We start from the raw sequence: 13,479 nt of genomic DNA, 5'->3' as shown, positions 1-13,479 counted from the left end.
TTGTCCTAACAGTATAGTTGCATATTTTTTAAATATTTTTGTAATTACCTTTAAAATCTCCATTACAGCAAAAAAAAGAAGATGTTTGGAATAAACTCATTCCAAACATCTTCTTTATAACTCCTTAATTAGAATTATATTAGCTTCAACATCTACTTCATATGTATAGTTATAATGTTACTTGGAGTGCAATTAATTAAAGTGTGCCCATGATGTTCTAATTCTGCAATGCACACTGGTTCATATTCCCTAATTACTTTTTGTTCATTTAAATAACCACTCGTTCCAACATAGTCCCCTGCTTTATGCCCTAAACCATAACTGATTATTGCCATTAATAATTACCTCTCTTTCTTTATTATAATAATAAAAGTACAATTGGTAGAAAATGTACTGCTAATACAACCATAATCTGTATTTTTAAGTGCATTATAACTTTTTAATGCTGCTTCTTGAATTAATCCAATCTGTGTATTTGCTTCTTTTGCATTTATTGTCAATTCGTCGGTAGTTAATTTTAAAGTTTCTACTGCATACCCTGTCTTTACTGTTTCTTTACTATTTGTATCTAACCTTTCTGTAACTTTAGTAAGATTTACTGCAATACTTTTTAAAGAATCAAAGCTTTGTTCAAAATGAATTCTATTCTCTGAGTTATTAGTTACTTTGCTACCCTCTTTCAATTCCTCATAACCTTTTTCTAGATAGTCAATTCTCTGTTGATTTATGTATATTTTACACTCGCCTTCCATACCATCACTTCCCCTTTACTTTATTTTTTTGCATTAAAAAAACACCCTATTTAAGAGTGCCTAATTGTGCTTTTATATCTATTCGGTATATTTTTTAAAGGTTTTTACATTATTTTGTAGAATGCTATCCTGCTTTTGGGTATTAAAAAAGGGCCCGTTAAGGGCCTCATAAATTGTATTATTTAATTTTATAGTTGATTAATTTACTTTTGTCACTGTAACATTATAAGTACTACCATTACCGACAGGGTCGGTACCTTGTAATACTAGAGCACAAGTGTTCTGTGCCATATCAGCAGTAGTGACAGTAACATACTTACTCCATTCGGTGTTAGCCAAATTTATGTTTGAAGATGACTCAGAAGGAGTTATATTATTAACATAAGTTGCATTTAATTTACCACCAGTACTAAGCGTAATTAAGTATCTACCCGCTTGTTTAAATGCAAAACCATATTGTTCAATTTGTCCACCTAATAGCATATTTTTTTCACTAATAGTATTACTATTATCATATACGGAATTAAAAGAGCCTGACGATTTATGCATGCTTACAGTTACATCAGCTGTACTTTGCGCTGTAACTGTTACATTATATGTAGACCCAGGAATGAAATGCCATCCAATTTGATTTATTGCTCTAAAATCACCGGAGTCATATGCAATATAACCTTTCAGTGTAGTAACTGGTTCTATTGATGTCTTTACTGGTACAGCTCCAGTTGCTTGTGAAACTCCATTTACAACTATGTTTCTTAACTCATAATCATTAACTGTTAGTGTAAATGTTTTTGAAGTTCCAGCCGTTATATTTTGAGTTAAAGACACTCCATCAGTTAATACAGTTCCTGACACAGCAGCTTTAGAATCACGTACCTGTGTACTTGCAAATGCAGGCATAGAAGTACATATTAATAGACTTGAGCTTAGTAAAACCATGGAGATTTTTTTAGCAAATTTTTTTAACATAGAATATTTCTCCTCTGTATTAGATGGCCATCTAAAAATCATTTTAGCTATACTTACTATAATTCTATATTTATACATAATATCCTCTTTTAATTAAAAATATATTTTTATACCTTTAATTACTCATTATTCCTTATAGTGAATTTTATTGAACGACAGTCCTTTAGACTAAATAATTTTTAATTTATCTATATCTAATAATGCTTGTACACCTGCTCTATACTCTTCAGGGACTTGTATCTTTCCTTCTATTAATTCCATTGTTCTAAATCCTACACCTACTAATTTATAATACATGTGAGCCATCTTTAATTAGCTGGTCTATAATTTATAAATTCATCAATTTGTATATTAATTTTTTCCATAATAATAGACCTCCCTATTCTTGGTTAGCACACCCAATAAATAAAAAAGTCTATTGTATTCTAAAATAAATATTTATAGATTCATAAAATAATTTTAAGCTAATTCCACTAGGATTTTTAATATGTTTATCGGCGTGTAATATCGCCTTAACCGTTCGCATAACTAGTTTTAGCTAACCCTATTATGCATTCTTACCTTATCAGCAACCATCGCTATAAATTCTGAATTACTAGGCTTACCTTTTTTATTACAGGTTGTATAACCAAAAATTTCATTAATATTCTCTTCTTTAAGCCCGCTCCATGCAATGTCTAACGCATGTCTCATTGATCTTTCCACCCTACTCGCTGTAGTACTAAATTTCTTGCCTATTGATGGATACAATTTTTTTGTTACTAATGATAAAAGTCCAGTATCACTAATAACCATAAATATTGCTTCTCTTATGTACATATACCCTTTTAAATTAGTAGGTATTCCAATCTTATGGATAATCTTAGTTATTTCATTCATCATATCAGCATTTGTAGATTCATTTTCATAAGCTCCACTCTGAGTATTATCAGCATAAGTAGATGTTCGTACTGCACTAACACTATTAATAGTGTTATTTAACATCTGTCTTATTCTTTGAGCAAATACTTCCATATCAAAAGGTTTTACAACATAATAATCTGCCCCGAGAGTTATGGCTCTTTTAGTTATTTTATCATTTCCAACTGCTGACAAAACTATTATATAAGGCTTTAAATTTTTATTCATTCTACTTAATCTCTCTAAAACGTCAAGTCCGTCAAGGTTAGGCATAATTATGTCAAGTACTAATAAATCAGGTTTTTTTTCGTAAATAAGCTCTATTGCCTCTATTCCATCTCCTGCAATACCAATAACATTAATATCATCCTCATTCGATAGATATTCATTAAGAACATTACAAAATTCTTTGTTATCATCTGCAATTACTATGTTAATTTTTTTATTTACCATTTTTTTGTAATCCCCTTTATATATTAGTAACAAACTATACTAATATATAAGTTCGACAAAAAAGTACAAATTCCTCTTTTCAAAACAAAAAAATTTGAAATATTGACATTTTTTTTACTACTATTGATTTAATAAATTACCATATTTATATAATATTATTTTCGCAATGTAGATACTTGACATTACTATTAATTGCTTTAAAATGTACATTGAGGCTAATTTTTTAAGGAGGTGATTTTTCATGAAAAAGTTTCTCTACATTACAATGGTGTTAGTTATATCTCTATCTTTCGTTGCATGCGGTAGTAAAACCACTACAGATGCAAGTAAGACTAGTAAAGCTGCTACTACTACTCCTGCTAAAATAACATATACTAAGGATTTAGCATATCTCCCAACATATAATGGAGTAAAATCAGCTAAATACACTGCTAAAACAAAAAAAACACTTGCTACTTCTAAATATACTTTAAAAAATACAACAGATGTAAAGGTATTTAATGATTATCAAGCTATCTTAAAAAAAGATGGTTGGACTATTACTGGAGCCACAAAATCCACTACTATATTTGCTAAAAAAGGTACACATATAGCAAATATTATAGTTCAAAAAATGGGTAAAGATAAAGATGTAATATTAATGATTTCATCTAAATAGTATAATAAAAAAGGATAGTGAAATTCACTATCCTTTTTTACATTCCAAAAATCTGTCTTAACACAGAAAGATTGTCCGAATCAACATTGCTAGCCAGTGCATACTTAAATTTATTCTTACTTTGTGAATCAAGGGTACTGTAAATAGACCTAACCGAGGCTTGATCTGAGCTAGAATTATAAGATGAATCTGATGCCATCTGACTCATAGTTGATTTCATTATTGATATCATTTGCTTTTCTTTTGAAGTCCCTACCTGAGAATATGCACCACTTAAATCATCCCGTGCCTTTATTAATGAAGCACTTTTAACCGCATTCTGCTTCTGAGATATTTTTTGTTTTTCCACTGCGATCTTTTGTGCATTTTCAGCCGTAGCTCTAATTTTCTCTAATTCTTTCTTTTTATCACTGTCTGTTATTTTACTAATGGCTCCATCAATCTTATTAAGACTATCACTTATAATTTGTTTCTTTTCATCTATTGATTTACCCTTAGCCTTATCTATAATATCTTGAATTTCTTTTAATTTTGCTTTTTCTGCTTCTCCACCCATAAGGTCAGCAGCACTTTGTATTTTTTGTTTCAATATTTCTAGTTGCTTATCAATCTCTGTCCCACCCATTCTAGTAATCTCTTCAAAGGACTTTTTTATACTCTGCTTGGGAGACGCTGCTAGTATTTTATTATCTTTAATTTTAAGACTACTTATTTTAAAAGGAAACATACTTGGATTAATTTTTATTAAATTACCCTCAACATAAAAGCTTTTATTATTAAGCTTTACAATTTGAGATAAAACAATCCTTTTAGGTAATTTAAGTTTTCCAATTTTAAAATTTTCGGCATCATATGTAACTTTTCCATTTAAAACACTTACTTTTCCCTTTGATGAAAATAATAAGTTAAGATTTTTGTATTTTATAGGAGCATTTATTAAAAGCTCGTCGTTTAAGATTTCTACATTAACTCCATCAAGAGTTATATTTCCTTTGGTTATAGGTTTTGCAAAATATAAATTGCTTAACTCATCCATATTCTTTTGAGTTAATTCAAATTCTCCACCTTTTATCTGCACCTTTGCAAGCTTTCCTATAACCTCTGTTGTAGTCGTTTTTCTGATTGTCATTCCACCGCTATATAATACCATGTATGCAAAAACTGCTAGTACACCTACTAAAATAATAAGTACCCCTATCAATTTGTTCCTCTTAGATCCCTTAGTTCTAGTCATATTATATCCCTCCTTTTGTTATAATTTCCAATTACCATTGTACAAAATATAAATAGTACAGTCAACAAACATTCTATAAATGATTTTACAATAAAATAAAATTGTCGTTTTTTATATTTAATGGTAATATTAATGTTACATAGTTTTTATAAAATAAGCATGACATTTTTTTCAAAAGGAGCATTTTATGATTACAAAAGTTAAGTTTGGGGAATGTCTTCAACTACTACTTTCCTCATTAGATATGAGTAATAATCGGTTAGCTAAAGGAATTAACGTTGACAGTTCTCTAATAAGCCGTTGGCTTCATGAGCAAAGAATTCCTTCATATCATGGAAATTATATAGAAAGCATAACAAACTTTCTTTCTAAAAATATTTTGAATTCTATTCAAGAACAACGTATAAATGATGTTTTTAAGATAATTTGTGGGAATGCTTACATAACAATATCCATGAAAAATAAAATAATGAAGGCTCTTTTAGAAGCTCAAGGCTGTTCTTTGGAAGGTAAAAAAATAAGAACTAATAAAAAAATAAATTTATCAGATAAAGACAACAATAATATTATTATTGGACGTAAAAATGTTTTATCATCTATATTAGCTTTAATTGAAAGGGCTGGAAAAGAAAAATGTAAAGACAATAACGTAATCTACCTCTCCTCTGACAACAATCTAGATCTAATAAAAATTCAGGAAGATTTTAAAGGATGGAAAGAGGCTATTTTAAAAGCGTTGATAAATGGCTGGACCGTAAAGTTTTTATTCAAATTAAACCAAAATATAAAGGAAATAATGAATCTTATACTTTTCACTATTCCCTTGTTAGAAACAGGTCGTTTCTTCCTTTATTACTATAAAACTTATGATGTAGCTTCTCAGGGTAGAGAAGTGGTTATTATTCCTGGTGAAGGTGCTTTTAGTTGTTTTTCAACAACTCTAAATTCTGAAATAGATTGCGCTTTTTATACCAACAATCAAATGGGAATTGATATTTTATGTAAAAATTTCAATATAATTCTTTTACCTTTATCTAAATCCTTAATGGACTACTATGATTTAGATGAAAGTATAGCATACAATAACTCCTTAGATGAAAGTGATAATACAGCAGGAAGTCAATTTTTGTTTAAAAATAACCTTAGCTTATCACTTATTCCCAATATACTTTTGAAGAAATTATTAGAGAAACTGAGCTTTACTAATGATCAGCTAATAAAAATATTAGAACTACACAAGCGTAGAGTAAACTCTTTTTTGCTAAATATAAAACAACATGAATATTTAGATATATATCTCCTAAGCTCTATGCAAAATATAATTAAAAACAAGGAACTCTCTTTTTACTCCTTTAACGTAGTTAATACAATTGATTTTGATATTCAAGATATAATTATACTTATACAAAATATACTTAATTTATTAAAAACCTATGACAACTATAAATTTTCTTTTGTTAATGAAACTCTTTATAAAAACAAAGGAAATAGCGTTTCTTCTTTTATTATCAAAGAAAAACATAGCGTTCATATTGAATCTTCAAAACACGCCATAGTAATTCAAGAGCCCATGGTCATTAATGCTTTTGAAGGATATTTCAAAGAGATTTGGGAACAAATCTCGCCTATAGATAAAGATAAAAAAGAAATTATAAAATGGCTTGCGCATCAAGTAGATACCTTAAAAAAACAACTCATCAAGAAATAAACATTTTAAAACCCCATTTAACTCATATTTGAATTAAACGGGGTTTTAATTAATATTCTACAATTTAAACTTTTGAACCATATTGTTTAATTTCTCTGCGAGTATCGCTTGATCTTGAGAAGCCTTTGTTATTTCCGCAATTGCCATAACAGACTCATCAACACTTGCGAGTATTTCCTCAGAACTTGCAACTGATTCCTCAGCTGTAGCTGATACAGTTTCAATCGCCTTTTTAATTCCTAATACAGTTTCATTTACTACATTCATTGAGTCTCCAATACTCGTCGATAACTCATTAAATACTATGGCATCATCACCGTATTGCTTACCTGTATCTACAAACATTTCATAATCAGGTGTAACTTTATTATCAATAAAGCTTAACACATCCTGAGCATTGTTAGAGATATTATGGAATGCTTGTTCCACTTTTAAAGTTATCGCTTGAATCCTTTGAACTGTAGTTGATGACGCTTCAGCTAATTTTTTAACCTCATCTGCAACTACTGCAAAGCCCTTGCCTTGTTCTCCTGCTCTTGCTGCTTCAATAGCTGCATTAAGTGCAAGAAGATTTGTCTGGCTTGCTATATTCCCTATTTCATCTGCCATTATCTTAACCTCACCAACAACCTCGCCTTCTTCAATTGCTTTTAGTATATTTGCTTGTTTTTCCAAATATAATTTATTTGTATTACTAGCGTTAACTTCAGCAGTTTCTCTAACTTGTCTTGCCTTTACTTCTATATCGCTTGCAATCTTATTTCCATTATGGGTTCTTTTAGTGACATCAGCCACATTTTCTGCGATACTTTCTGTAGTTGCATTTACTTCCTCTGTTGTGGCACTTAACTGTTCCGCTCCTAATGATACTTGTCTTACAGATTCATCGACAATCTCCATTTTTGCTGATATTTCCTGCGTTGTAGCCGATAATTCTTCACTGGTAGCATTAATATCAGTGGCACTTCCTGATATTTCTCCGATTAACATTCTTAAGTTTGTTATAGCTTTATTTAGAGATTTCGCTAAAATACCAACCTCATCATTAGTACTTAGATCAACAGTTTTTGATAAATCATTTTCACCAAGAGCCTGGGCAACTATTAAAACCTTCTTTAGACTCCTTGAAATAGCAATAGAAATAATTAAACCTAGTGCGATAGCAACAAATAATCCTATACCACTTAGTGCCATAGTTTGAGTTAAAGTTTTACTAAATGATACTTGACTGGATTCATAATCAACTTTTGCATCATCCATATTTGATTTTAGTATTTTTTCTAGAACTGTACACACTTCAATTCTACTCTTTGTAACTTCTGGGAAAAGTGCACTTGCTTTATCATAATTACCTTGATCAACTTGTTTAACTACACCGTCTCTTGCTGTACGATAATCTACAAGTGATTTTTGAAGTTTTGTTAATTGTTCTTTATCTAACTCAGTAGTTATACTTTTCGTGTATTCTTCAATAAGTGCATCATCTTTAGTTTGTAACCCTTCAATATCATCTTTGTTTTTCTGTAAATCACTTTTGTTTTTAGGATTAGCAATTAACAATAGATCAGCTTTAATTTCTAATAAATTTGATTTAATGTTAATTGTATCCTTAACACCTATCAAGTCCGAATTATACATATTAGTAATATCTTTATTCATTTTTTTCGAATTATTCATTCCAATAAACCCAATCATAAACATAAACAATGATACTATAATAAAGGCTGACAATAATTTTTGGATAATTTTTAAATTTTTAATAAATCTCATTAATACTCACTCCTAATTTTTTTCTTTGGTTTTCTATTTAACAATGTTTATATTATATGTCCATTATATTAAAATTTATATATTTTTTGTAAAAGATGCATGACATTTGTCGTGCCAATTTTGTATAACATATGCCTAAATGTCTTCAGATGTAACAGTATAAAGCTTAACATTAATATTAATATTAATTAATTAGATAAAAATAAAGATGCAACCAAAAATGGTTGCATCTTTATTTATTATATATTTAAAGTAAGAAAAATTACCCAAATTCAAAAATACTTACCTGGGTTTCTACTATTCTAAAATTTCTCCTTGTTCGTAACAAACTTTAATGTATTGTGGTGTCATATAATAGACTGCAATATTATAATCATCTATATACACACTTATCCAAGAGTTATATACCTCTATTAATGTCAAAACTAAATCTACCTTACATACGCTTTCTATAAGTCTTTGATATACGGCACCAATACTCCAATAATCCGGCACATTATATTTACAATTTTCTACATTATCAAATGATCCTTTTTCTATTTTGTATTCTTGTATAAATCTATCAGCTACAGCTGCTATTTGTTCAGAATGAAATACATCAGCATATTCCAATATATGTCTAATAGTTTCTTCACCTAAAAGGTTTACTATATCATAACGTTTATTTTTAGTTTCACGTCCAATAAATTCCATTAAGCTACATACATAATATAGATTATTACTTGTTTTTGATTTCATCTTAAATTATAGCTCCTTTCATATGTTAAACATGCTAAAGCTCTTGCTGTATGGAAACTTATTTGATGTGTTGGATATCTAAACCTTGCTAATTCCCAAAATGCATTTCTAGATATCTTCCCTTCAACAAAATCCTGTACATAGTTATATATAGTATCATCTGCCATAGGTCCCTCGACTAAATCATACCCATGACTTCCACCATTCCTACACATAACTATAAAATCTAACCACTCATCACTCATTTTTTCAAACTGCTTAACATTTAACTGTGCACTAATAGTACAATTATATACACTAACCACACTTTTACGTATATTACGTAAAGCCCATCGTTCTGCTTGTTCTGGCAAGATTGTGCAATAAAATCCCCAATAAAAATCCTTTGTATATTTACCAATTCTAATTTCAGGATTTGTAATAAATTCATCACCACCATGATAAATTGTTAATGTATTATTTATAAGATTTTCCATAACTATTCTCCTTAAATTTGATCTCCAATTCATATGTATTATTAACTATTATATCATGAAAACTAAAAGTTATTCTACATTCTCATATAAATTACAAATATTCACTTTAGTTATCGCACAATCTTTTGAACATGCCACTTGCCACGTGGGTGGCACTATTTCTTCTCAAAAAAAATGTATGAAAACATTATTTACCTGTTTTCATACATTTTTATTTTTTAACATATTTCTGATTTTTGTAGGTCAATGACTCTAAGAATTATTGATTAGTTTACTGCAGCTACTTCAACTTCTACAGTATACAAAATCCCTTTGTAAAAACCTGTTACCGTTGTTTTACCAGGTTTTACTGCTGTTACAACACCAGTCTTCACACCTACTGTAGCAATTTCCTCATTAGCGCAGGCCCAAGTTGTATCAGTCGTTACATCTACATCTTTATTTCCATATTGGTCGTTACCTACTAAAGTAATCTGCTTTACTGTATCTTTAGTAACATTTCCATTTATGTCTTTACCGATTATAAGTTGTGTCCCCTCTAAGTCTTTGTTTTCATCAACACTATCTTTAATCTTTACTGTTGACTTAGTAGCTACAGATGCATCATCTGAGAATGTTAAATCCATTGAAGATGTTTTTCCGTTAGGTGTAAGAAGACTTATCGTTATAACCGCATCCTTATCACCAATACCCGTTGTAGCATCATTAACTTTTGATTTAACATATATTATTGAACCACTTTTAGTTACAGTAACTAACTTAGAATCAGCAATTACGCTAATTGCACTTGCAGGAACGTCTATTTCTCCAGCATTTACTTTATAAGTTAATGCTACTGTTTGGTCCTTAGTATCATCAGCTGCATTATATACTTTGTAATTATATGCATCTAATGCTATTGATTTTATATTTGTATTATCACCAATAGTCAAGTTTGCAGTTGCTTTAATACTAGCATCAGCTACAGATTTTACAACTATTGTATCAGTTCCCGTTGTCTTACCAGTATATGTTATATACATTTTTTTATCTGTTTCATCATAAGAAACTACTGCAGTAGCTTTTACTCCATCTACTACTGTAACCATAGCAGGATCAGTTATAACTTTACCATATTGATCAAGTATAACTATTTCTTTTTTTACAGTAGCTCCAGGAATCACTGAGACATTAGCATCTGCAAGTGTTATAGCTTTCACGGCACTCTTAGCTTTTACAGTTACATTTAATGTATCTTTAATTACAGATGTTTCATTAATTGCTTTATTTCCAAGGCTCACGACTAGTGTTGTGTCTGTTGCCAAATTTTTAACTGCAGTTGAACTTGGATCAAATTTCACAGCTATCCCCTCTGAATTAGCTATTGTAGAATTAACAATAACCCCTTTTGCATCATGTTTGTAATAAACAATACTTGCAAAACTAGAATCAATAACATTTGCTCCATTTTTAGTTGAAATAGTCCAAGCTGCAATGTCAGGAGTTATTTCATCACCTTTATTGTCTTTCACACTTATAACTCTGTAAACAGGATCCGTAGCACCTGCTATTATAGTATTATCTACAATATTATTTCCAAGTTCAATAGAATTAAGCGTCGTAACTTCTGCGTTCACTGCCAAATCATAAGTTGCAACAGCATCCTTAACACTTATTCTTACTGTATAACTTCCTGCCTCACTTGCATTAAATCTTAATGATTTAACTGGCGATGTTGTAGCTACTTGTCCATCTTTATCTAATTTTTCCACATTAATATTGTTTGATAATACTCCAGACTTGTAAACTGATGCAGTAACATTATCACCGCTTACATCTATAATTTCGTTATGCATATTCCTTATAACCACGTTTGCTGCAAGTTTTGTGTTAACTTTAAGTGTTGGTATTATTATTGGATCAATAATTGTTGCAACTCCATTTACCATGGTTGTAACATCAAATTTTGTAGCCTTTACAGCAGACTCTGCATCAAATGACGTTCCTACATATGGAGTAACTTCATATGTACCAGCTTTTATAGTTTTAGCACTGATTACTATATCGTTTTTGTCAGTTCCACTTCCACCCCTAAGTGACGCTATAGGTGTTATGTCACTAGCAAGTGTGCCACTAGTTTTAGCTTTTATATTGAATTTAACCATATCTGGTGTTAAAACAGCACCATCATTTTGAGTTATTTTATTATACTTAATGTCTTGGTTATTAAATGAAGTCACTGGATTTTCTGAAGTTAATTTAATTGTTGTAAGTTTAGTTACTCCAACCTCAACCGTATAAGTAGCCTTATTACCATTTAAAACATTATAAGCAGTTATAGTTATTGTACCTGCTTTTATAGCTTTAAAATTAACTGTATTCCCAGTTTTATCTAGTGTTAATTTGCCACTATTTAATTCCGAAGTACTATCTAGTAAATCTCCACCCTTATCAACTATCCATCTTAATTTGTTAACTGATAAATCTGCTGGGTTATTGTATTGATCTCTAACATCAGCTTTTAATGTAACTGCTGCATCTCCTATCGAAACAGTATTTGCTGATGCACTTACAGCTATTATTGATTGTGGCGCTACTGCTAAATCTTTTGCTACTGTATATTTAGTACTTATTGAAGACAATACTTTAGCAGTAGTGGAGCTTGCAGTTCTATCAAACTTTTGGAGCATTATAACTACAATATCATTTTCAGCTATTTTTTTGTTTATTGTTATTTTTGCCATATTATTAATAGTATCTAATGTTGTTTCGTTCTGGCTTAAAGGCATCCCATTCACTGTTGCTGTTATTTTATATGTAGAATCTGTTACTATATCAAAAGCTTCTCCATATTGATCAACTGCTGTTAAATAAACAACATTAGATGAATTTGTGATTGCATTTGTTATATTCGTAAATGTTTTTGGATAAGGTGTTTCTTTAATAGCTGGTAAACTTGTATCTGCAGCATCAAAATTTACTGTTCCAGTAGCATTCTTATAAACTACAGCTGGTATAATACTTGCCTCAATCACTAACCCTGTAACATTATCTCTCCAGTCACCGTCAAAATCTTTAACATATACTGTTCCACCTTCGGTTACTGCATTAGCGATTTCAGAAAGGTTGCGAGCGTCATTAGCATAAGCTAAATCAAAAGCTTTGTTTCCTATAACAACGGTGCCGTTGTCCATTGCTGCAAAAGCAGTGAAAGATGTTGACCCTGCTATCATTAAAGCCGCAAGAGCTGAACTTGTAATTTTCTTATTCATATATTTATGCCTCCATTAATTTAGGTTTAGTTTTTTAATGTAACATTCCTTAATCACCATTGATTAAAGTCCATTTTTATGTTTTGCGTTATACACTTATATAACGCTTGTCCTAACCGTATAGTTGCATATTTTTAGAATGTTTTTGTGATTTTTTCTAGAAGAATTAGCCCTTGAAGGTGGAGCAAAATTTTTAGTGGAAAATATTGTTAAAATTTAGAAAAATCAGTCTATAATTTCCCTTTACAGATTATGGTATAAAAATATCTAGCATATATGAAGTTTGTTAACGTTTTAACGATGTTATGTTACATTTATTGTATTTATATTGTTTTTTTAGTTAAATTAGTGATAATATTCTATTTACAAAATATAAAAAAATCTTATTCATCCTAACATGTTTATCATAAAACGAATTACGTTTTTAATATTAATTAAATTTTGTAATAAGAGGAGGAAAATTATGAACAAAGATAGTCTATATTTAGGAGTGTTCGAAGACGTTGAAATTGCTATTTCAAAAGCAATTCATGCACAAAAGGTGTTAACTATTGATTATAAAGAAGAAGA

Annotated in this window: 12 protein-coding genes; 2 read left to right on the top strand and 10 right to left on the bottom strand. The window is 29.9% G+C overall.

Annotated features, from left to right (window positions below; translation table 11 throughout):
* Nucleotides 1-152 precede the first annotated feature (152 nt).
* The 5 genes from KPL54_RS24290 to spo0A all read right to left on the bottom strand — a co-directional run bounded on the left by KPL54_RS24290 (nucleotide 153) and on the right by spo0A (nucleotide 3,074).
* Complete coding sequence (locus tag KPL54_RS24290; protein ID WP_216109079.1) at nucleotides 153-335, bottom strand: hypothetical protein; 183 nt, start codon at nucleotides 333-335, stop codon at nucleotides 153-155.
* A gap of 6 nt (nucleotides 336-341) precedes the next feature.
* The gene (locus KPL54_RS24285; RefSeq protein WP_216109078.1) at nucleotides 342-752 is read right to left on the bottom strand and encodes a hypothetical protein; all 411 of its coding nucleotides are present in this window, start codon (nucleotides 750-752) and stop codon (nucleotides 342-344) included.
* Between the two features lie 198 nt (nucleotides 753-950).
* Nucleotides 951-1,799, bottom strand: coding sequence for a hypothetical protein (locus KPL54_RS24280; protein ID WP_216109077.1), 849 nt, complete (start codon nucleotides 1,797-1,799; stop codon nucleotides 951-953).
* Nucleotides 1,800-1,889: 90 nt separating this feature from the next.
* Entirely contained in the window at nucleotides 1,890-2,018 is a 129-nt protein-coding gene (locus KPL54_RS26350) for a CD1375 family protein (RefSeq protein ID WP_253203767.1), read from the bottom strand.
* Nucleotides 2,019-2,255: 237 nt separating this feature from the next.
* Nucleotides 2,256-3,074 (bottom strand): sporulation transcription factor Spo0A, encoded by an 819-nt coding sequence (spo0A, locus tag KPL54_RS24275; RefSeq protein WP_216109076.1) that lies wholly within the window; start codon nucleotides 3,072-3,074, stop codon nucleotides 2,256-2,258.
* A 241-nt stretch (nucleotides 3,075-3,315) separates the two neighbouring features.
* Between spo0A and KPL54_RS24270 the strand changes: the two genes are divergently transcribed.
* Nucleotides 3,316-3,732 carry a hypothetical protein gene (locus KPL54_RS24270; protein WP_216109075.1) on the top strand — a complete coding sequence of 139 codons (417 nt, stop codon included), beginning with the start codon at nucleotides 3,316-3,318 and terminating at the stop codon, nucleotides 3,730-3,732.
* Nucleotides 3,733-3,769: 37 nt separating this feature from the next.
* On the opposite strand, the gene KPL54_RS24265 is transcribed toward KPL54_RS24270, so the two are convergent.
* Nucleotides 3,770-4,966: a hypothetical protein gene (locus KPL54_RS24265; protein WP_216109074.1), complete on the bottom strand. Its 1,197-nt coding sequence runs from the start codon at nucleotides 4,964-4,966 to the stop codon at nucleotides 3,770-3,772.
* Between the two features lie 187 nt (nucleotides 4,967-5,153).
* On the opposite strand from KPL54_RS24265, the gene KPL54_RS24260 reads away from it, so the two are divergent.
* Nucleotides 5,154-6,674: a hypothetical protein gene (locus KPL54_RS24260; RefSeq protein ID WP_216109073.1), complete on the top strand. Its 1,521-nt coding sequence runs from the start codon at nucleotides 5,154-5,156 to the stop codon at nucleotides 6,672-6,674.
* Between the two features lie 57 nt (nucleotides 6,675-6,731).
* On the opposite strand, the gene KPL54_RS24255 is transcribed toward KPL54_RS24260, so the two are convergent.
* The 4 genes from KPL54_RS24255 to KPL54_RS24240 form a co-directional block, all read right to left on the bottom strand.
* On the bottom strand, nucleotides 6,732-8,444 hold the full coding sequence (locus KPL54_RS24255; protein WP_216109072.1) for a methyl-accepting chemotaxis protein: 1,713 nt from the start codon (nucleotides 8,442-8,444) through the stop codon (nucleotides 6,732-6,734).
* 297 nt (nucleotides 8,445-8,741) lie between these two features.
* Entirely contained in the window at nucleotides 8,742-9,182 is a 441-nt protein-coding gene (locus KPL54_RS24250; RefSeq protein WP_216109071.1) for a hypothetical protein, read from the bottom strand.
* Nucleotides 9,179-9,658 carry a DUF3990 domain-containing protein gene (locus KPL54_RS24245; protein WP_216109070.1) on the bottom strand — a complete coding sequence of 160 codons (480 nt, stop codon included), beginning with the start codon at nucleotides 9,656-9,658 and terminating at the stop codon, nucleotides 9,179-9,181. Before KPL54_RS24245 ends, KPL54_RS24250 begins: the two co-directional genes overlap by 4 nt.
* 266 nt (nucleotides 9,659-9,924) lie before the next feature.
* Nucleotides 9,925-12,909, bottom strand: a complete 2,985-nt coding sequence (locus tag KPL54_RS24240) for a hypothetical protein (protein ID WP_216109069.1) — start codon at nucleotides 12,907-12,909, stop codon at nucleotides 9,925-9,927.
* Nucleotides 12,910-13,479 lie beyond the last annotated feature (570 nt).

The organism is Clostridium estertheticum, from assembly GCF_018861295.1.
GTDB lineage: Bacteria > Bacillota > Clostridia > Clostridiales > Clostridiaceae > Clostridium_AD > Clostridium_AD estertheticum_D.
Note: the sequence above shows the minus strand (reverse complement) of the source record. Positions and strands in the feature narration are given on the sequence as shown.

What these genes read in the sequence shown, in the direction of transcription:
- KPL54_RS24270 (WP_216109075.1), top strand. Translation starts at nt 3,316, where the DNA reads ATGAAAAAGTTTCTCTACATTACAATGGTGTTAGTTATATCTCTATCT.
- KPL54_RS24265 (WP_216109074.1), bottom strand. Translation starts at nt 4,966, where the DNA reads ATGACTAGAACTAAGGGATCTAAGAGGAACAAATTGATAGGGGTACTT.
- KPL54_RS26350 (WP_253203767.1), bottom strand. Translation starts at nt 2,018, where the DNA reads ATGTATTATAAATTAGTAGGTGTAGGATTTAGAACAATGGAATTAATA.
- spo0A (WP_216109076.1), bottom strand. Translation starts at nt 3,074, where the DNA reads ATGGTAAATAAAAAAATTAACATAGTAATTGCAGATGATAACAAAGAA.
- KPL54_RS24290 (WP_216109079.1), bottom strand. Translation starts at nt 335, where the DNA reads ATGGCAATAATCAGTTATGGTTTAGGGCATAAAGCAGGGGACTATGTT.
- KPL54_RS24285 (WP_216109078.1), bottom strand. Translation starts at nt 752, where the DNA reads ATGGAAGGCGAGTGTAAAATATACATAAATCAACAGAGAATTGACTAT.
- KPL54_RS24280 (WP_216109077.1), bottom strand. Translation starts at nt 1,799, where the DNA reads ATGTATAAATATAGAATTATAGTAAGTATAGCTAAAATGATTTTTAGA.
- KPL54_RS24240 (WP_216109069.1), bottom strand. Translation starts at nt 12,909, where the DNA reads ATGAATAAGAAAATTACAAGTTCAGCTCTTGCGGCTTTAATGATAGCA.
- KPL54_RS24250 (WP_216109071.1), bottom strand. Translation starts at nt 9,182, where the DNA reads ATGAAATCAAAAACAAGTAATAATCTATATTATGTATGTAGCTTAATG.
- KPL54_RS24255 (WP_216109072.1), bottom strand. Translation starts at nt 8,444, where the DNA reads ATGAGATTTATTAAAAATTTAAAAATTATCCAAAAATTATTGTCAGCC.
- KPL54_RS24245 (WP_216109070.1), bottom strand. Translation starts at nt 9,658, where the DNA reads ATGGAAAATCTTATAAATAATACATTAACAATTTATCATGGTGGTGAT.
- KPL54_RS24260 (WP_216109073.1), top strand. Translation starts at nt 5,154, where the DNA reads ATGATTACAAAAGTTAAGTTTGGGGAATGTCTTCAACTACTACTTTCC.